This is a genomic window from Mesorhizobium sp. WSM3873, from assembly GCF_001672445.1.
GTDB lineage: Bacteria > Pseudomonadota > Alphaproteobacteria > Rhizobiales > Rhizobiaceae > Mesorhizobium.
On sequence record NZ_LYTM01000033.1, the window covers coordinates 1 to 17,523 of the forward strand.

Here is a 17,523-nt window from a genome sequence, read left to right on the forward strand (position 1 = left end):
CCCCATTTCCCTCCCCCTAGCGTCCAGCAATCGGAGCCCGACGCCTCATGACCAGCCAGACAATCATCGACCCTCCCGAAGACGGCCATTTCAGGAACGGCAAGGCCAGCAACGGCGCAAGCCCCACCACCTTGTCCGTCCACCTCACCATCAACGGCCGTGACCACGCGCTCGATATCGAGCCGCGGGTTACCCTGCTCGACGCGCTGCGCGAGCGGCTCCACCTCACCGGCACCAAGAAGGGCTGCGACCAGGGCCAGTGCGGCGCCTGCACCGTTCATGTCGACGGTGAGCGGGTGCTGGCCTGCCTGACGCTCGCCGCCCAGGTCGAGGGACGCTCGATCACAACAATAGAAGGGCTCGCCGACGAAGACGGCACGCTGCACGCCGTGCAGGCCGCCTTCCTCGAACAGGATGCATTCCAGTGCGGCTATTGCACGCCGGGACAGATCATGTCGGCGGTGGCCTGCATCCGCGAGGGCCATGCCGGCTCCGACGAGGAGATCCGCGAATACATGGCCGGCAATCTGTGCCGCTGCGGCGCCTATCCGCACATCGTCGCCGCCGTCCGCCAGGCAGCCAGGGAGCTCCGCTCATGAGAGACTTTTCCTATCTTCGCGCCGACAGCGTCGAGGCCGCGCGCAACGCGGCCGCCCTTCCCGGCGCCATGCTGCTTGCCGGCGGCACGACGCTCATCGATCTCGCCAAATGCGGCGTCGCCGAACCGGCCACCGTCATCGACATCAGCCATATCGAGGGGCTCAACGCCATTGATGTAACCGCCGACCGCGCCGTCATCGGCGCGCTGGCCAAGATGAGCCATGTCGCCGACAACGCCGAGGTGAAAAGCCACTTCCCGGCGGTTTCGGAAGCGTTGTGGCAGGCGGCCTCGGCGCAGCTGCGCAACATGGCGACCATCGGCGGCAACCTGATGCAGCGCACGCGCTGTCCCTATTTCCGCGATCCGCAGAACTTCCCGGCCTGCAACAAGCGCGAGCCGGGCAGCGGCTGCTCGGCGATCGGCGGGGTCTCGCGCGGCCATGCGGTGCTCGGCACCAGCGAAGCCTGCATCGCCACCTATCCGGGCGATCTTGCCATCGCGCTGGTCGCCTTCGACGCCGAGGTCGATCTCGGCGAGCGGAAGCTGAAGGTCGAGGACTTCTTCCTCGCCCCTGGCGCCACGGCCGAACGCGAGCACGACATCCGCCCCGGCGAAATGATCACGGCCATCGAGATCCCGGGCTCGGCCGCGGCCCGGCGGTCGACCTATCTCAAGGTCCGCGACCGCCAGTCCTATGAGTTCGCGGCGGCGAGCGCTGCCGTCGGACTGGAGCTCGAGGGCGACGGCCGCACCATACGCGACATCCGCGTCGCGGTCGGCGGCGTCGCGACGAAACCGTGGCGGGCGCGCGCCGTCGAAGAGGCGCTGAAGGGCAAGCCGCTCGACGAAGCGTCCTTTCGCAAGGCGAGCGAGCTCGTCATGGAGGGCGCCGTCGACCACGGCGCCAACCACTACAAGATTGCATTGGCGCCCCGCGTGATCGCGCGCGCCATCCTCCAATTGGGAGAAACGGTATGACCGTTCATGACATGAAACACGCAGGCTCCGACAGCGCGCGCCTCGAAGCGGTGGGCGGGCGCCTGTCGCGCGTCGACGGCCCGGCCAAGATCACCGGCGCGGCGCATTACGCGTTCGAACAGCAGCTCGAAGGCCTGACCCATGCGGTACTGGTCGGCGCGACGATTGCCGCCGGCAAGGTCACCGGCATCGACACGCGCGCGGCTGAAACCGCGCCAGGCGTGCTCGCCGTGCTGACGCCCGACACCATCATGGAACTGAATTCGGCATCGGACTGGTTCGGCAGACAGCCGTCCGAAGAAACCTATTGCCCGCTGGTGCGCGAGGTCACCTTTTCCGGCCAGCACGTTGCTGCCGTCGTGGCCGAGACCTTCGAGCAGGCCGTCGCCGCCGCGGCGCTGGTCAAGGTCAGCTATGACGAGATGCCGGCAATCGTCGACCTCAGCGACGGCAGCGACGGCATTCCGGTCGACGCCATGACCAAGGAATGGGGCGACGCCGAGGCCGCCTTCGCCGAGGCACCGGTGCGCGTCTGCGCCGCCTACAACACGCCGCGCGAGTTCCAGGCGGCTATGGAGCCGCATGGGCTGATCGCGCGCTGGGAGGGCGACCAGCTCACCATCTGGGAACCGAGCCAATGGCTCGACGGCATGGCGCGCACCTATGCCGAATGGTTCGGCGTGCCGTTCCAGAATGTGCGGCTGGTCTCGCCCTATATCGGCGGCGGCTTCGGCTCCAAGGCGCTGGCGCTCGCGCACAGCGCGGTGGCCGCGGCAGCGGCAAAGATGCTCGGACGCCCGGTGAAGCTGGTGCTCAACCGCCCGCAGAATTTCACCTCCTATGGCGGCCGCGCCGCGACACGCCAGACGGTTGCGATCGGCGCCGACAAGGCGGGCCGCATCCAGTCGATCGTGCATCGCGGCGTCAACGAGACGGCGGTCGACGGCATGTGGGTCGAGCCGCTCGGCTCCGTCACCTCGATCATGTATGCGACGCCCAATTTCTCCTCGAAACAGAATGTGGTCAGGGTGAACACGGTGGTGCCGGGGGCGAAGCGCGCGCCGGGCGAGAACCCGAGCGCCTTCGGTATCGAATGCGCCATCGACGAGCTCGCCCATGAGCTCGGTATCGACCCGCTGGAGATGCGGCTGATCAATTATGCCGAGCAGGATCCCCACGCAAAGAAGGCGTGGTCGACAAGGCAGTTGCGGGAGGCCTTTGCCGCCGGCGCGGAAGCCTTCGGCTGGGCTAAGCGTTCGCGCGAGCCGCGCTCGATGCGTGACGGCCACCAGCTCATCGGCTGGGGCGTCGCGGCCGGCACCTATCCGGTTCGGCGCGCCTATGGCGAGGCCGTGGTGAAGCTCCTGGCCGACGGCTCGGTCGAGGTCGAGAGCTCCTCCATCGACATGGGCCAGGGCACCTACACGATCCTGGCGCAGACCGCGGCCGAGACGCTCGGCGTGCCGGTGGAGAAGGTGTCGGTGAGGCTGGGGGATTCGCATTTCGCCCGCGCCGGCGTCACCGGCGGCTCGCGGCTTGCCGGGGTCATGACCGGCGCCGTCTACAAGGCGGCGGGCCAGGCGCTGGACGAGCTGATCGGGCTGGCGCTCTCCGATCCGCGCTCGCCCTTCCATGGGCTGCAGGCGAACACGCTGCAAGTGAAGGGTGGCCGCATCGCCTCGCCGCGCGGTGACGGCCCGGAGTTCTCGATCGCCGAGCTGATGCGCGCCCTCGGTCGCGAAAAGATCGAGGCCAAGGGCGACACGGTTCCGGCCAGCTTCACGCCGGAGCAGCGCTACAACAACTACACCACCATCGCCATGGCGCTGCCGCACACCGAGGGCGATTATTCCCGCCACTCCTGGTGCGCGCATTTCGTCGAGGTGCGCGTCGATGAGGATTTTGGAACGGTGCGCGTGTCGCGCGTCGTGTCGGCGCTGGATTCCGGCCGGCTCTACAACCCCAAGCTGGCGGAGAGCCAGTGGAAGGGCGGCATCATCATGGGTATCGGCCAGGCGCTGCTGGAAGAAGGCATCGTCGACCGCCGCCATGGCCGCATCGTCAACGGCAACCTCGCCGACTACATGCTGCCGACCAATGCCGACATCCCGGACATCCGGACGATCTCGGTCGGCATCCCCGACCCGCATTCCTCGGCGCTGGGCGGCAAGGGCGTCGGCGAGCTCGGCATCGTCGGCGTGGCGCCGGCGATTGCCAATGCGGTGTTCCACGCCACCGGGAAGCGGGTGCGGGATCTGCCGATTACGCTGGAGAAGTTGATTTAGCGCCGGCCTTGTCTCCCCCCTCGAGGGGGAGATGTCGCCGAAGGCGACAGAGGGGGTCGCCGCGCGTGGGGCGCCAACCTACAACCGTCGCAATAGGCCGAGTCCAGTCGGACCGACCCCCTCTGCCCTGCCGGGCATCTCCCCCTCGAGGGGGGAGATCACCTGCCCTGGCTCTGGCCCTTCAAAAACTGGCTAAGCAGATCCACCGGCAGCGGGAAGACCACGGTCGATGAGCGCTCGCCGGCGATGTCGTGCAGGGCCTCGAAATAGCGCAGCTGCATGGCCTGCGGTTCGGCCGCCAGCATGCGGCCGGCCTCGACCAGCTTGGCCGCCGCCTGCTGCTCGCCGTCGGCGTTGATGACCTTGGCGCGCCGCAGCCGCTCGGCCTCTGCCTGCTTGGCGATGGCCCGAACCATGCTCTCATTCAGGTCGACATGCTTGATCTCGACATTGGAGACCTTGATGCCCCAGGCGTCGGTGCGCTGGTCGAGGATGTCCTGGATGTCGCTGTTGAGCTTGTCGCGCTCGGCCAGCATCTCGTCCAGCTCGTGCTTGCCGAGCACCGAACGCAGCGTGGTTTGCGCCAACTGGTTGGTGGCGGTCATGAAATCCTCGACCTGGATGATCGCCCGCTCGGCGTCGACGATGCGGAAATAGAGCACCGCGTTGACCTTGACCGAGACATTGTCGCGCGAGATGACGTCCTGCGGCGGCACGTCCTGTACCACAACGCGCAGGTCCACGCGCACCATCTGCTGGATGAAGGGAACGAGCAGGATGAGGCCGGGCCCCTTCACCCCGGTGAAGCGGCCGAGCGTGAAGACGACGCCGCGCTCATATTCCCTCAGGATGCGGATCGCCGCCGACAGGAACATGATCACCAGCAGCGCGAGGATCAGATAGGCGACATAGCCGAGCGTCATTGTTTTGCTCCGTCGTTTCCCGCTCCGTTGTGACCTGCACCACGCCGCCGCACCGTCAGCACGAGATCGCTGACGGCGGTCACCTCAGCACGATCTCCGGGCGCGATCGGCTCCTCGGCCTTGGCGCGCCAGCGCTCGCCGAGCGCCAGCACATGACCTTCTCCGCCTTCCCAGTCGAGAACGTCCACGGAAAGACCGTGCATGGCCCCGCCGCCGACGCGCGGCGGATTGCGGCGCGCTGCCCACAGATAGCTGCCGGCCAGCAGCGCGAGGCCCAGCGTCAGCGCCGCGGCGGGGCCGATGACCGCCCACGATATGGCGAAGCCCGGCCCCTCGACCTTGAGCAGCATGGCCGCGCCGAGCAGGAAGGCGGCCGCGCCGCCGACACCCAGCACCACTGTCGGACTGAAAGCCTCGACGATGAGGAAGGCGACGCCGAGCAGCATCAGGGCGAGACCGGTATAGTTGATCGGCAAGAGATCGAGCGCGTAGAGGCCGAGGACGAGGCAGATGGCGCCAATGACGCCAGGCGCCACCGCACCTGGGCTCGTGACCTCGAAGACGATGCCGTAGAAGCCGATCAGCATCAGGAGGACGGCAACGTTCGGATCGGTGATGACCGCGAGAAGCCGGATGAACCAGCCGGGATCCAGGACCTCGACGGCCAGGCCCTTCGTCGCCAGCACCTCTTTCTTGCCGGCCACGTCGACGGTGCGGCCGTCGGCGAGCTGCAGCAGCTCCGCCTTGTCACGGGCGACGAAGTCGATGACATGTTGCTGCAGCGCCGCGCTTGCCGAGAGGCTCGCCGCCTCGCGAACCGCCTTCTCGCCCCAGTCGCCATTGCGCCCGCGCAGTTCGGCGAGGGAGCGGATCAGCGCCACCGCGTCGTTGGTCGCCTTGGCCATCATCGGGTCCCCGGCTGGCTTCCCGGTGTCCTTGTCGTCCTTCTCACCGCCGGGAAGCGAGGGCAGCCCGCCGATCTCGACCGGCGTCGCGGCGCCCAGATTGGTACCGGGCGCCATCGCCGCGACATGGGTCGAGTAAAGGATATAGGTTCCGGCGCTCGCCGCATGACCGCCGGCGGGCGCGACATAGCCGATGACGGGAACGGGGGACGCCAGGATATCGGCGATCATCTCGCGCATCGAGGTGACGAGGCCGCCGGGCGTGTCGAGCTGAAGGATGAGAGCCCCGGCGTTGCGCTCGGCCGCGGTCTTGAGCGCTTCCTTGAGCTGGCGCGAACTCGCCGGACCGATGGCGCCGTCAATCGCGATGCTCAAGGCCATCCTCTCCCCCGCCGTTTCGGCCGAGGAGAAGGGGAAAACCGCCGCGGCGGCCATGAAAGCCGCTGCCAGAAGGGCCACCCGCGCGAGTTTCACGCCTCAAAGCTCCTTGGGATTCAATATGGGGTTGTGCCGTGGCAAGTCCAATGAGGGGCGAGCTGAGCGGGTAATCTCCCTCTTCACGATTCCACGGCAATTTCGACGTCGCCTCCAACGCTGGCTCCCTCGCCCGTACGTCATTGTCCCCATCGACGGCGCGAATGAACGCGCTCGCAACAATGGAGACGACAATGACGACGATGGATCGTTTGCAGTACGAAACCGGCCGCACGGGCTTCAACCTGTTCGGCTCTGCCCGCCGCGGATTGCGGCTGGCCTATCACGCCATGCGGATGCGCAGCGATCGCGCCGCGCTGCGCGCCATGCCGGACTATTTGCTCAAAGACATGGGCATCAGCCGCTCGCAGATCGAGCACTACACGTCCACGCGCGCCGCGCTTGCCGCAGCCGGCAGGACGGACGCCTGAAGCGGATGAACGAGTGCATCGGCGGCCGGCCGGAAGGCTGGTGAAAACCCCGGCTCGCCGGGGTTTTCGCGTTCCGGCGCGAGGCACTGCCGGCATTGGAACCGGCCGCGGGCTGTCCGCCCAAATGAAACGGGCGATGCAATTTCCACGGTGGGCGTGTCAGAAATTCCACGCTGCCATCCACTCTCGTTCAAACGCATCGGCGTCAGAAAGGAAGCCGTCACGGCAACCAAGCCGCAAAGCAACCTTCGGAGTAGTCACATGCAACCCAGCACCAAACCTGCCCGCGTTCCGCTCAACGGCGTCGACACACCGAACCTCCTGGCGACCATCAATTTCGTCGCCGGTCAGCCGGAGCTGGCGAAGTTCCAGTTCCGCGCCCACAACGAATGGGTCGAAGGCACCCACAGCAAGAGCGTCATGCATGGCTTCCACGGCGCCGGCCAGGAGCAGAAGCACGAGAAGCCCTTCTATGCCGACAGCGACCATCCGGCGATCCTGTGCGGCGCCGACAACGCCCCGACCCCTGTCGAGTGGCTGCTGCATGGGCTGGCGAGCTGCCTGATGGCGGGGCTCGCCAACATCGCCGCCGCGCGCGGCATCAAGCTCACCACGGTGAAGTGCTCGGTCGACGGCGACATCGACCTGCGCGGCATCCTCGGCATCTCGGACGAGGTCCGCAACGGCTTCCAGAACATCCAGGTGTCGTTCGAGGTCGAGGGCGACGCGCCGGCCGAGAAGCTTGAGCAGCTGGTCGAGCAGGCCCGCGCACGCTCGGCCGTGTTCGACGTGCTGACCAACGGCGTGCCGGTCACGGTCGGCATCAAGACCATCCAGTGACCTAAAGCGCGTCGTCCTGAAAACGGTTCAGGCGACGCGCCTTAGTTCTTTGTTTTGACGCATGTCGTTGTCCCAGAACCGCTGCACACTTCTGGGCGACATGCGTTAGCTGAAGCGACGGTTCGGAGAAATCCGAACCGTCTCTCCCCAGGGCCGCGGAACAGAGCCATGAAACATGCTGACGTCGTCATCATCGGCGGCGGGCAGGCCGGGCTTGCGCTCAGCCATTGCCTTGGCCGCGCCGGAATCGACCATGTCGTGCTGGAGCGCGGCCGCATCGGCGAGCGCTGGCGCACGCAGAGCTGGCGATCGCTGAGGCTGTTGACGCCGAACTGGCTGAACGGCCTGCCCGGCTCGCCCTATGACGGCGCGGACCCCGACGGCTTCAGGACAAAGGACGTGTTCGTCCATGATCTCGAAACCTATGCAAGCCGCTGGCAGGTGCCGGTGGAATGCGGCGTCGAGGTCACCTCCTGCAGGCGGACCGGCGGCGGCTTCGCGCTCGCCACCGGCGCCGGCGACTGGTCGGCCAGGGTCGTAGTGGTGGCGACGGGGCATTGCGACCGGCCGATGATGCCCTTTGTGTCCGAGACCAGAGGCGGACCGCTGAATATCCACGCTTCGCAGTATCGCTCTCCCGGCGAGCTGCCGCCCGGCGGGGTGCTGATCGTCGGCGCCTCATCTTCCGGCGTGCAGATCGCCGACGAGCTCGCGCGCGTCGGCCGGCGTGTGATGCTGTCCGTCGGCAAGCATACGCGCCTGCCGAGACTGTGGCGCGGCAAGGACATCTTCTTCTGGCTCTGTCAGATGGGCGTGATGGCCCAGCCGCTCGACGGGCTCGCCAATCCCGAGAGCGCCAGGCGCCAGCCCTCGCTGCAGCTCGCCGGGCGACCGGACAAGGCCGATATCGACCTTGCCACGCTGCAGGCGCTCGGTGTCGAGCTCACCGGCCGCGTGCGCGGCATAGCCAACCGCGAGATCGCCTTTGCCGACGATCTTGCCGCGCAGATCGCGGCGGCGGACGCGAAGCAGGGGCGGCTGCTTGCCGAGATCGACCGCTTCGCCGGCGCCGCGCGGCCCGGCCGGCGCGAGCCGGTGCCGACGCCCTCTGCGCGCCGCCAGCGGCTTTCGCTGACGGAGGGGTCGACCGGCACGGTGATCTGGGCGACGGGCTATGCCCGCTCGTTCGACTGGCTGGAGGCGTCCGCGGTCGGGCCGGATGGCGAGCTGGCGCACCGCGACGGGATCACCGGCGTTCCCGGCCTCTACGCGCTCGGCTTCCGCTTCCTGCGCAAGCGCGATTCCAACTTCATCGGCGGCGCCGGCGTCGACGCGCAAGCGATCGCCGCCGAGGTCTCCAGCTATCTCGACCGCAAGGGTCGCCAAGCCGCCTGAGAGGCCTCCGTGAGGACACCGAAGATGCCGACGACCGCGATTTCCCTTCCGCCAACGCCCAAGCGCGCCCACTACGACGCCATCATCGTCGGCGCGCGCTGCGCCGGCGCCTCGACGGCGCTGCTGCTTGCCCGCGCCGGCCTGAAGGTGCTGGCGATCGAGCGCCGGCCCTACGGCTCCGATACGCTGTCGACGCATGCGCTGATGCGGCCCGCCGTGCTGCAGCTGTCGCGCTGGGGCCTGCTCAAGCCACTGCTCAGGGCCGGCACGCCGCTGATCGAGACAACGACGTTCCACTATGGCGAGGAGGAGATCACGATTCCGCTCAATGCCGGGCCCGATGTTCCCGGGCTGATCGCGCCTAGGCGCACCGTGCTCGACCGCATGCTCGTCGATGCCGCGCGCAAGGCCGGCGCCGAGTTCCTGCACGACGTGGCGGTCGGCGACCTCTTTGCCGACACGCGCGGACGCGTGCGCGGCGTCGAGATCCGCGGCGCCGGCCGCGCGGCCTTACGTTTAAGGGCCGACATCGTGATCGGCGCCGACGGCATCGGCTCCACGGTGGCGAAATGCTGCGACGCGCAAGTGCTCAGAAGGGGCACGGTCTCGGCAGCCCATGTCTATGGTTATGCGCCGGTCGAACCCGGCGCCGGCTATCACTGGTATTTCCGCGACGGCATCGCCGGCTCCATCATTCCGACCAATGCCGGGTTGGCCTGCATCGTCGCTTCGGTGCCGACCAAGCTGTTCGACGAGCGCTTCCGCCTTGATCATTTCCGCGCCCGCATGGAGGTGCTCGAGGCGCTTTCGCCGGCACTGGCCGAACAGGCGAGCCGGGCGCCCGACGATGCCCGCCTGCAGGCTTTCCGCGGCGTGCCGGGCTACATCCGCCACGCTCACGGAACAGGCTGGGCGCTGGTCGGCGATGCCGGCTTCTTCCGCGACCCGCTCACCTCGCACGGCATTGCCGACGCGCTGCGCGATGCCGAGGGCTTGGCGCGGGCGATCCTGGACGGATCGGAGGCAGCCCTCGCGACCTGGCAGCAGGAGCGCGATCTCTTCGCCCATCAGATCCTCGACACCACTGACGCCATTGCCGGTTTCGACTGGTCGCTGGCCGATATCGGCGAGCGGCACCGCCGCTTCAGCGCGGTGATGAAGGCCGAGGTCCGGGCGCTCGCCGCACACGCGATCCCGGTCCGCCGCGCCGTGCCCGCCATGAGCGAGCTGGCGACTTATCGAGCGCCAGCAAACGAACCGCAGGCAATGGCGGGCTCGAGCCTCTATCGCAACCGAACGGGAGTAAGACCATGACCGTACATTTGATGAAGGACGGGTGGATCGGCGTCATCAACGGGCGGCCGCAGGTCGGCGCCGTCGCCGAGCGTTCGCGGCGCACGCAACCGCAGGATATCGACGCCTTCGCGGAGATGACCGGCGACCGCAATCCGCTGCATTACGACAAGGCCTTGGCCGAGGCCTCGGTGTTCGGCAAGCTCATCGTGCAGGGCGGCGTCACCTCCGGCATCCTGAACGCGGTGGTCGCGGAGGACCTTCCCGGGCCCGGCTCGGTGTTCCTCGAAGTCTCCTGGAAATTCGTCAAGGCGGTCGGCGTCGGCGAACTGATCACCGGCCGCGTCGAGGTCAAGGACGTGCGCGCCGACAAGCCGATCACGAAATTGGAGACCTCGGTGCGCAACGAGGCCGGCGAGCTTTGCCTCACCGGCACCGCGACGGTGTTCACCGTGCCGCTCGCCGGGGGCTGACGCAAACGCATCAGTTGGGCAAATAGCCGAACCGCTGCATTTGCGCCTCGTGCTTGGAGGCGATCTGGTCGATCTGACTCGCTGTCAGCACGTCGCGCCATTGATCGGCCCTACCAGACCGGAAGAAATTCGCCGTGGCGGCCTCGGGCCGTTCGCGGAATCCGTCCTCCTTCTCCTGTGCCTGGAGGCTGCCGAATGACGACATCTCAATCGCGCAGTCGAGTTCGGCCGCCGACGGGTTCATTTTGAGGTGCCGGGCAAGACCGCCGAAGGTCTTGCCCGGCTCGGCCAGCATGTCTTCGTAGCGCATGACGTAGATTGCCGGATGCGGCGAACGCGTCCAGCTGTACACATGTTCGCTCCATGAACCCCAGATTTCATACACCTGCTTTTCGCCGATCACCGTGCGCATCCCCTCGCAGGCCATAAAATCGATCGTGTCGTCGATGGGCTTGCCGCGATGGTGCGACAATGAAATGACGACGTCGAGCGGATTTCTCACAATGTAGACGGCGCCCGCCGTTGCGGCGGGATTGATGACCGGCTGGCCCTCGTCCATCAGCAAGGCATTGTGCGTCTTGATGAAGGCGACGCCGCCCGCCTCCTCAGCCAGCTTGACCTGGACCTTGGGACGGAGTGTGGGGATAAGCTCGTTATCGTCCTTCGTGATCTCCCTGCCGACCATGGCGGAATACCGCCACCTGCCGGCCTCGCCGCTGGAGAACCGCCCCATGTTGTTGATGGACTGCGCGCCGGCTTCTCCATGCAGAACCTTGAGCAGGCTGTGAAGGAAGTGCCGCGTCCAGGTGTTGCCCGACTTCGGGTACGATGCCAGCCAAACTATTCCGGATTGATGGGACAATGTACCTCCTCGGCCGGCCCTGTTGCCGTTCGCCGCCGCTGATAGCGCATTCGACATTTTTGCAACATATGCGTGCAATCCAATTCCATCACATGGGTGTGAATTGAAATCTCCACGATCGGGCGGGCATGTGACGTGGCGGAATGATTTGGGCTTGGGAAATATCATGCATCTGAAAAGACTACTGCTTTTGGGCGTTTCATCCATTGCGTTGGCGGCCTTGGCACCGGCGGCGCGCGCGGCTGACCTCGCAGATACCTCAGTGCCGGTTGCGGCCACGTTGCCGGCGCTCACTGTGTTCATCGAAGGGGGCGTGAACTGGGCGAGCGGCGATCGCCTCTATCCGAACACGCCGCTGCCTGACTTCTTCTCCCCCTTCGCGGGAGCCGGCGGCGAAGTTGCGGCTGGTCTCGATTACCGCTTCAACGACACATGGCATGCCAGCGCAAGCTTCCGCTATGGGTGGAGCAGACGCAACAAACATCACGACTCGAGCGAAACTGTAACTTTCGCGCGGCCGCCGGGCGATGGAACGTCTGGGCCTAACCGTTCATTCGATACCACCGGTGCCCCGGCAGGTACCGTTCATGTCCGCTCGTCGCACCTAGTTGCTGATTTCGCGGTGGGCCGCGACATGGGCATCGGATCCGGGGATGCGCAGGTCAAGCTCGGGCTTCGCTATGCGGATCTGAGTGAGAAGATCAGCGGCCCCGGTGCGGCTTACATCGGCTCCGACCTGACATCGCTGAATTCCACCAGCGACGCCTATCTGAAGAGTCGGTTCCAGGGCCTCGGCCCCCGCGTGGCTGTCGAAGGCAGCATGCCCATATCCGGCCAGTGGGGCGTCGACTATGGCGCGGGCGCCGCTTACCTGTTCGCTCTCAAACGAGACCGGACATTTGCAGTCGAGAGCGGGGATATGATCACGCAGTCGGACAAGAAGGGTGTGTTCAATCTCGATGCCTCGCTCGCGCTGACCTATAATTTCACGTCGACGACCAAGGTGGCGGTGGGCTACCGGGCCGACGCCTATTTTGACGCCCTGCCCGGGATCGACTTCACGAAAGTGGGCGGAGGCGCAGATTCGACCCGCGTCTATCACGGGGCGTTCCTGAGGCTGACGACCGCCTTCTGATCATCTCAGATTTATGAGGAAAAGCCCGCCGCGCGTTCGGCGGGCTTTTGTATCGGGTGAGTTGTGGCGCCGTTTAGGTCGGCCCGGCTGTGGGTTCCGGAGCCGGGCCGATAGCGGTCAATAGTCGGTGTCGCTTTCGACGGTGACTGGACGACGGTGGTAGCGGTGATGGCGCTCGACTGAGTTCGTGACGACGACGGCGTCCGAGCGGTGATGGCGATGCCAGGCGCGGCGGCCGTTGTCATAGAATGCGACGGTGCCGTGATGGCGATGATGAAGGCGGTGGCCTTCCTCGTTGATGACGATGGCGGGACGGTGATGGTAATGGTGCCTGTGATGCGTCGTGATGACCACATCGGCCTCGGCGGCGGATGCGACGGCGGGTGCCGCGACGCAAAGCGCCAACGCTGCGAGAAGCACTGTTTTCATTGCAATATTCCTGGTTGGTGGAGCGCCCCTTCGCCGGATAAACCCCTGCCGGGCTGTTTGGTTCCGGCCTGGATCGGGCTGCCCGGCAGCAACGCAGCGAAGGTCATTTCGGGCGTTCGCGCCGCAGCGCAACATATCTGAGGTAAGTGCTCGCCGCGGCGTCGCAGGCGCGTCGCGACGGTCCGTTCGCGATCAACATGGCCTTGGCAAGCTTGTCGGAGAGCCCGTATTTGCTGGCGAAGGACGCTGTTTCATAGGGCTGGTCTTCCAGATCGTCCGCGAGTCCGTCGGTCATATATCGCCTCCCGATGCAATGGCGCGTCAGAAATGCGGAAGCATGACTTAGGTTGCGCCGGTCGATCCTCTTCTTTGCTTTCCGGACTTCAGTCCGACGGCGCTTCGGACGGTTGGCCGATGAGTGGAACGAACGCTCTTGGTCGCCGTTTGCCGGCAAGCAATTCGCCGATGGGAGGATAAATATGGAAGACCCTACCAACAGTGTCCTGGAGGCTCGCTGGCTGCTTGCCGTGCCGGCCTCGATGGTCCTCACCGTGCTGATAGCCGGGTTCCTGCTTTCATAGCGTCGCCCATGAATCGGCTCCTCTTCATCGTCGCCGATTTTCTGTCTAGGCCGCCCGGCTTCTATGCGATGGTTATCGCGATGGTGGCGTGCACCTTGCTCGTACCCTACGGACTTACCAACACGGTGACCTATGCGCTGTCGGCAGCGGCCATCATCATCACGGGGATCGTGCTTATCCAGGGGTACCGGGACACGGCGGCCATCCACGCCAAACTCGACGAGATCGTGATCGCGCTGCGGCAGACACGCAATGACGTGGTTGGGCTCGAGCATGCGGACACGCAAGAGATCAAGTCGAAGCTGGTCGAGCTGGAGCGCGAAGCGGAAGCCGGCTCGGCCGAGGCGGCATCGCAGAACGAGACGAATGAGGCCGGTGCCGCAGCGGGCGGGGGGCGTTGGGGTAGCTGAAGCACCGGCCGAAGGGGCGGAATGGGCACCGCCGCCACCCAAAGATAAGCTTCCCACGCCAAGATTAAATTACGCGATCGCGGTAGGAGATTTCCTACGACCCTGCCGTATCGGCGACGAAGGCCCGGACGTGGGCGACGAACTCGTCGAAGGCCGGCTCGCCCTCGAGCAGGATGTGGTTTTGGCTTTCCAGCTCGAGGAAGCTGGCGCCGGGAATACCCGCCGCCATGGTGCGGCCGGACTCGACCGGGGCAACATTGTCTTCCCGCGCGTGCAGCACCAGGGTCGGCACCCGCACTTTTTCGAGCAGGTCGCTGACATCGATCACGGAAAAGGCGGCCTGCAGGCGCCAGGCGTCATCCGGCAAAACGGTGCGCCGCATCAGATCGTCCATCCAGGCGAAATGTTCGTGCGTGGCGCCGGGGATGAACATGGAGCAGAAGGCTTGGCGGAACATCGGGTTCGACTTGCCCCAGCTCTCGCGCATCAGCGTCGATACGGCCTCGCGCGTGGCGATCTCGCCGGGGTCGCCGCGCGCCCGCCAGCCTTTGACGTAGCCGCCGTAGAGGATCATGCCCGAGATTTTCTCGGGGTGGCGTATGGCATAGGCGATCGAAACCGCGCAGCTCTGCGAGAGGCCTAGAAGCGTGAAGCGATCGAGCCCCGCGGCCTCGACGACGCATTCGAGATCCGACACCATCGTGTCGAACGAGACGTCGGCCACGTGGCGTTGCGACAGGCCATTGCAGCGCTCGTCGTAGCGCACCAACTGGTTCCGGCGCGACAGTTCCCTCATCCAGTGCCGCCAGATCGGGCTGTCCCAGTCGAAGGTCAGATGCGACATCCAATGCGCGGCGCGCAGGATGGGCGGGCCGCTGCCGGTCTTGGCAAAAGCAAGCCTTGTGCCGTCGCGAGCCCGGCAGAAATGGACGGCGCGGCCGGGATCCTGCGCGGGCGTCGGCGCCTTGGCGAGCGAAGGCGAAGGTGACTGCATCTGGGCCACGTCCCTGGCCTCGCGTTGCGCGGAGCGTCCCGTCGGCTGGGCGGCTGCCACCCTCACCTTCTCCTCCAGTGCTTCGATCTCTTCCGCCAGGCGGATATCCTCCGGCAGCAGCCGCCGCAGGCGCCGGGCAAGCGGCAGCGCACGCCTCGGCTCGCCGGCCAGGCGCTCGATCAGCTCGCGCAACATGCCGAGCTCGGCGATCTCGACCTCGCTGGCGACGCCCGCGCGCCAGGCCTCGTATTCGAAGCAGCGCTCGAGCGAAAGATCGGCGAGGAAATCGCCGCGGATCGAACCGGCCACGGCCTCCAGCTCTTCCGTCGAGGCCATGGAAAGATCGCCCTTCACCAGCGGCAGCAGCCGGGCATAGTCCGTGCCAAGTTTCAGCGAGACAGTGTTGCGGTCGGCGACCAGAGCTGGTTCGTCGTCGCCGAGCACCTGGCGGATCTTGGACAGGCTCCAGCGCAAGGCGCCGCGCGGATCGTCGGGAATGTCCCAGAAGATTTCGCAGAGCCGCTCGCGCTGATGCGCCTTGCCGGTGACGGCGAGATAGGCAAGCAAGGCTCTCGTCTTGCGCGACGGAGGCAGGTCGAGCAGCGCGCCGTCGCGGACCACCTGGAAGTCGCCGAGCACGCACAGGTCCAGCAGCCCCTTATGCGGAGCGTCGGTCATCCGGCCGGGCACCCTTCCACTGCCATCTGGCTCCTCGTCGATGCGGCGGGAGAAGACCGCACCGGAATATCAAAATCGGCTAATTTACGGAAGCCGATACGGCAAGACGGGCGTTGGGAATGTGCGAGGGGTTACATTCGCGGCGATGCGTAATCTCTCTTCGAGGGGAGCTGTCGCCGAAGGTGAAAGAGGGGGCGCTTCGCGTGAAGCGCCAGCGCTCTCCCCGACATCAGACGGCGTTGGCGATCCAAGTGAGACGACCCCCTCTGTCCTGCCGGACATCTCCCCCGCAAGCGGGGAGATTGGATTTCACCGGAGCTTTCGCAAACCTCCAACCACCGCAATTGCCACCGCCAGGGCGACCAAACCCGCCGCCACTGCGAACGTAAAACCCATCCCGCCCGCGACTGCTTCCGGTGTCGCGGCGCCGATCTCGCCAGTGCCCACCGCGAAGGCAAACACCGCGCCCATCACCGCCGTGCCGGTGATCAGGCCGAGATTGCGCGACAAGCTGAGCATGCCCGAGACCACGCCGCGCTCGTTCTTATCGACATCGGCCATGACGGCGGTGTTGTTCGCCGCCTGGAAAAGCTGGTAGCCGGGCGTCAACAGCATGATCGCCGCCGCGTAGCCGGCGATGCCGAACAGCGCCGGCAGCAGAGCAAGCGCGAGGCAGCCGATGGTCATCAGCACCAGCCCGGCAACGACCATGACGGACGCGCCCAGGCGATCGACGAAGCGGCCGGCAGTCACGCCGCACAGCGCCGAGACGACCGGGCCGATCGACAGCACGGCGCCGACCTGCGCCTCGTCCAGGCCCAGCGCGCGCGACAGGAAGAAGGGCCCGACGACAAGCGTCGCCATCATCACGGTGGAGACCAGCCCATTCATGGCAAGGCTCGGCGCCAGCACCGGATCGCTGAACAGCGCTGGTTTGACGAGAGGCGACGCCACTCTTCGCTGCGCATAGAGGAACAGCGCGGCGCCGAGAACGGCAATGCCGAGCAACGCGATGTTCGTGCCGCCGAAATGGCCGCGTCCTGCCGTCATCGCCAGCGCATAGGCGGCGAGCGTCAAGGCAAGCAGCAACGTGCCCAGAACATCGAAGCGCGGGCCAACGCCCTGCGCCTCATTGCGGAGGATCATCGCGGTTTGATCGCCCGGCAGGAAGCGCCGGGCGAGGATCATCGCCACGACGCCCAGCCCGGCAGTAACGAGGAAGATCGCGCGCCAGCCGAGGTAAGCGATCAGCACGCCGCCAAGCGACGGGCCAAGCGCCGTGCCGATCGCCGACATGGTGCCGAGCAGGCCCATGGCGCTGCCGGTGCGCTCTTTCGGCATCGTCGTGCCGACCAAGGCCATGGTCAGCGCCATCATCACCGCGGCGCCGAGGCCTTGAGCGGCGCGGGCGGCGACCAGCAGCGGCAGCGACGGCGCAAGCGCGGCCGCCAGCGACGCGGCGCTGAACAGGCCAAGACCGGCGACCAGCAGCAGCCGGCGGCCGACGAGATCGCCAAGACGCCCGACGCTGACGATGAGCGCGGTGATGACAAGCAGATAGGCAAGCACCACCCATTGCACCGCCTGGAAAGATGCGGCGAAGGCGGTGCTCAGCGTCGGCAGCGCGACATTGGCGATGCTGGTGCTGAGCGAGGACAAAAGCATCGCCAGCGACAGGCTGGCCAGCGCGCCGCTTGCCGAGCGGCTTGCGCAAGCGGTGCGTGGATCTGCGATATCGGCCATGGTTCTTCTCCGGCTCGGGTGGAACTTGCCGGGAGAATAGGCGCCTGGCCCATATGGCGGAACGCGCAGCATTTGCACTCGAATAGTGCATGA

At 66.3% G+C, this 17,523-nt stretch carries 17 protein-coding genes; 10 read left to right on the forward strand and 7 right to left on the reverse strand.

The genetic code is table 11. From position 1 onward, the window contains the following. The first annotated feature begins 131 nt into the window (after positions 1–131). Genes A9K71_RS19520 through A9K71_RS19530 form a run of 3 tightly spaced genes read left to right on the forward strand, consistent with a single transcriptional unit; the run spans position 132 to position 3,864 of the window. Positions 132–599 (forward strand): (2Fe-2S)-binding protein, encoded by a 468-nt coding sequence (locus A9K71_RS19520; RefSeq protein ID WP_245299684.1) that lies wholly within the window; start codon positions 132–134, stop codon positions 597–599. Next, positions 596–1,579, forward strand: coding sequence for a xanthine dehydrogenase family protein subunit M (locus tag A9K71_RS19525; protein ID WP_066999444.1), 984 nt, complete (start codon positions 596–598; stop codon positions 1,577–1,579). The genes A9K71_RS19520 and A9K71_RS19525 overlap by 4 nt, the downstream gene beginning before the upstream one ends. Beyond that, on the forward strand, positions 1,576–3,864 hold the full coding sequence (locus A9K71_RS19530) for a xanthine dehydrogenase family protein molybdopterin-binding subunit (RefSeq protein ID WP_066999447.1): 2,289 nt from the start codon (positions 1,576–1,578) through the stop codon (positions 3,862–3,864). Before A9K71_RS19525 ends, A9K71_RS19530 begins: the two co-directional genes overlap by 4 nt. A 158-nt stretch (positions 3,865–4,022) precedes the next feature. On the opposite strand, the gene A9K71_RS19535 is transcribed toward A9K71_RS19530, so the two are convergent. Next, positions 4,023–4,787, reverse strand: a complete 765-nt coding sequence (locus A9K71_RS19535; RefSeq protein WP_066999450.1) for a slipin family protein — start codon at positions 4,785–4,787, stop codon at positions 4,023–4,025. Then, the gene (locus A9K71_RS19540) at positions 4,784–6,166 is read right to left on the reverse strand and encodes a nodulation protein NfeD (RefSeq protein WP_095778849.1); all 1,383 of its coding nucleotides are present in this window, start codon (positions 6,164–6,166) and stop codon (positions 4,784–4,786) included. Before A9K71_RS19540 ends, A9K71_RS19535 begins: the two co-directional genes overlap by 4 nt. Positions 6,167–6,360: 194 nt before the next feature. On the opposite strand from A9K71_RS19540, the gene A9K71_RS19545 reads away from it, so the two are divergent. From A9K71_RS19545 to A9K71_RS19565, 5 genes are all read left to right on the forward strand, one after another. Continuing rightward, positions 6,361–6,597, forward strand: coding sequence for a DUF1127 domain-containing protein (locus tag A9K71_RS19545; RefSeq protein WP_141245859.1), 237 nt, complete (start codon positions 6,361–6,363; stop codon positions 6,595–6,597). Between the two features lie 261 nt (positions 6,598–6,858). Continuing rightward, on the forward strand, positions 6,859–7,437 hold the full coding sequence (locus A9K71_RS19550) for an OsmC family protein (protein WP_066999456.1): 579 nt from the start codon (positions 6,859–6,861) through the stop codon (positions 7,435–7,437). A 168-nt stretch (positions 7,438–7,605) separates the two neighbouring features. Continuing rightward, positions 7,606–8,832 (forward strand): NAD(P)/FAD-dependent oxidoreductase, encoded by a 1,227-nt coding sequence (locus tag A9K71_RS19555; RefSeq protein WP_066999459.1) that lies wholly within the window; start codon positions 7,606–7,608, stop codon positions 8,830–8,832. A 24-nt stretch (positions 8,833–8,856) separates the two neighbouring features. Then, a complete protein-coding gene (locus A9K71_RS19560) occupies positions 8,857–10,146 on the forward strand; it encodes an NAD(P)/FAD-dependent oxidoreductase (RefSeq protein WP_066999462.1) in 1,290 nt (429 codons plus the stop codon). Next, entirely contained in the window at positions 10,143–10,598 is a 456-nt protein-coding gene (locus A9K71_RS19565) for a MaoC family dehydratase (RefSeq protein ID WP_082980606.1), read from the forward strand. Before A9K71_RS19560 ends, A9K71_RS19565 begins: the two co-directional genes overlap by 4 nt. Before the next feature lie 10 nt (positions 10,599–10,608). Here the strand turns inward: A9K71_RS19565 and A9K71_RS19570 are convergent, their stop codons facing one another. After that, on the reverse strand, positions 10,609–11,517 hold the full coding sequence (locus A9K71_RS19570; RefSeq protein WP_197504255.1) for a sulfotransferase domain-containing protein: 909 nt from the start codon (positions 11,515–11,517) through the stop codon (positions 10,609–10,611). Positions 11,518–11,626: 109 nt separating this feature from the next. Here A9K71_RS19570 and A9K71_RS31670 point away from each other — a divergent pair, with 109 nt between their 5' ends. Further along, the gene (locus A9K71_RS31670; RefSeq protein WP_197504256.1) at positions 11,627–12,595 is read left to right on the forward strand and encodes an Lpg1974 family pore-forming outer membrane protein; all 969 of its coding nucleotides are present in this window, start codon (positions 11,627–11,629) and stop codon (positions 12,593–12,595) included. 117 nt (positions 12,596–12,712) lie between these two features. Here the strand turns inward: A9K71_RS31670 and A9K71_RS19580 are convergent, their stop codons facing one another. Both A9K71_RS19580 and A9K71_RS19585 read right to left on the reverse strand, forming a co-directional pair. Then, positions 12,713–13,024: a hypothetical protein gene (locus tag A9K71_RS19580; protein WP_066999469.1), complete on the reverse strand. Its 312-nt coding sequence runs from the start codon at positions 13,022–13,024 to the stop codon at positions 12,713–12,715. A 103-nt stretch (positions 13,025–13,127) separates the two neighbouring features. Further along, complete coding sequence (locus A9K71_RS19585) at positions 13,128–13,319, reverse strand: hypothetical protein (RefSeq protein WP_066999471.1); 192 nt, start codon at positions 13,317–13,319, stop codon at positions 13,128–13,130. Positions 13,320–13,613: 294 nt separating this feature from the next. On the opposite strand from A9K71_RS19585, the gene A9K71_RS19590 reads away from it, so the two are divergent. After that, positions 13,614–14,015: a low affinity iron permease family protein gene (locus A9K71_RS19590; RefSeq protein WP_082980609.1), complete on the forward strand. Its 402-nt coding sequence runs from the start codon at positions 13,614–13,616 to the stop codon at positions 14,013–14,015. Positions 14,016–14,109: 94 nt separating this feature from the next. On the opposite strand, the gene A9K71_RS32675 is transcribed toward A9K71_RS19590, so the two are convergent. Both A9K71_RS32675 and A9K71_RS19600 read right to left on the reverse strand, forming a co-directional pair. Beyond that, positions 14,110–15,687 carry an alpha/beta hydrolase gene (locus A9K71_RS32675; protein WP_245299683.1) on the reverse strand — a complete coding sequence of 526 codons (1,578 nt, stop codon included), beginning with the start codon at positions 15,685–15,687 and terminating at the stop codon, positions 14,110–14,112. A 309-nt stretch (positions 15,688–15,996) separates the two neighbouring features. Next, on the reverse strand, positions 15,997–17,430 hold the full coding sequence (locus tag A9K71_RS19600; RefSeq protein ID WP_066999474.1) for an MFS transporter: 1,434 nt from the start codon (positions 17,428–17,430) through the stop codon (positions 15,997–15,999). Positions 17,431–17,523: the final 93 nt, after the last annotated feature.

Coding starts and splice junctions, on each gene's coding strand:
- A9K71_RS19525 (WP_066999444.1), top strand. CDS start 596: ATGAGAGACTTTTCCTATCTTCGCGCCGACAGCGTCGAGGCCGCGCGC.
- A9K71_RS19565 (WP_082980606.1), top strand. CDS start 10,143: ATGACCGTACATTTGATGAAGGACGGGTGGATCGGCGTCATCAACGGG.
- A9K71_RS19600 (WP_066999474.1), bottom strand. CDS start 17,430: ATGGCCGATATCGCAGATCCACGCACCGCTTGCGCAAGCCGCTCGGCA.
- A9K71_RS19570 (WP_197504255.1), bottom strand. CDS start 11,517: ATGTCGAATGCGCTATCAGCGGCGGCGAACGGCAACAGGGCCGGCCGA.
- A9K71_RS19530 (WP_066999447.1), top strand. CDS start 1,576: ATGACCGTTCATGACATGAAACACGCAGGCTCCGACAGCGCGCGCCTC.
- A9K71_RS32675 (WP_245299683.1), bottom strand. CDS start 15,687: ATGACCGACGCTCCGCATAAGGGGCTGCTGGACCTGTGCGTGCTCGGC.
- A9K71_RS19590 (WP_082980609.1), top strand. CDS start 13,614: ATGAATCGGCTCCTCTTCATCGTCGCCGATTTTCTGTCTAGGCCGCCC.
- A9K71_RS19560 (WP_066999462.1), top strand. CDS start 8,857: ATGCCGACGACCGCGATTTCCCTTCCGCCAACGCCCAAGCGCGCCCAC.
- A9K71_RS19555 (WP_066999459.1), top strand. CDS start 7,606: ATGAAACATGCTGACGTCGTCATCATCGGCGGCGGGCAGGCCGGGCTT.
- A9K71_RS19585 (WP_066999471.1), bottom strand. CDS start 13,319: ATGACCGACGGACTCGCGGACGATCTGGAAGACCAGCCCTATGAAACA.
- A9K71_RS19535 (WP_066999450.1), bottom strand. CDS start 4,787: ATGACGCTCGGCTATGTCGCCTATCTGATCCTCGCGCTGCTGGTGATC.
- A9K71_RS19545 (WP_141245859.1), top strand. CDS start 6,361: ATGACGACGATGGATCGTTTGCAGTACGAAACCGGCCGCACGGGCTTC.
- A9K71_RS31670 (WP_197504256.1), top strand. CDS start 11,627: ATGCATCTGAAAAGACTACTGCTTTTGGGCGTTTCATCCATTGCGTTG.
- A9K71_RS19580 (WP_066999469.1), bottom strand. CDS start 13,024: ATGAAAACAGTGCTTCTCGCAGCGTTGGCGCTTTGCGTCGCGGCACCC.
- A9K71_RS19550 (WP_066999456.1), top strand. CDS start 6,859: ATGCAACCCAGCACCAAACCTGCCCGCGTTCCGCTCAACGGCGTCGAC.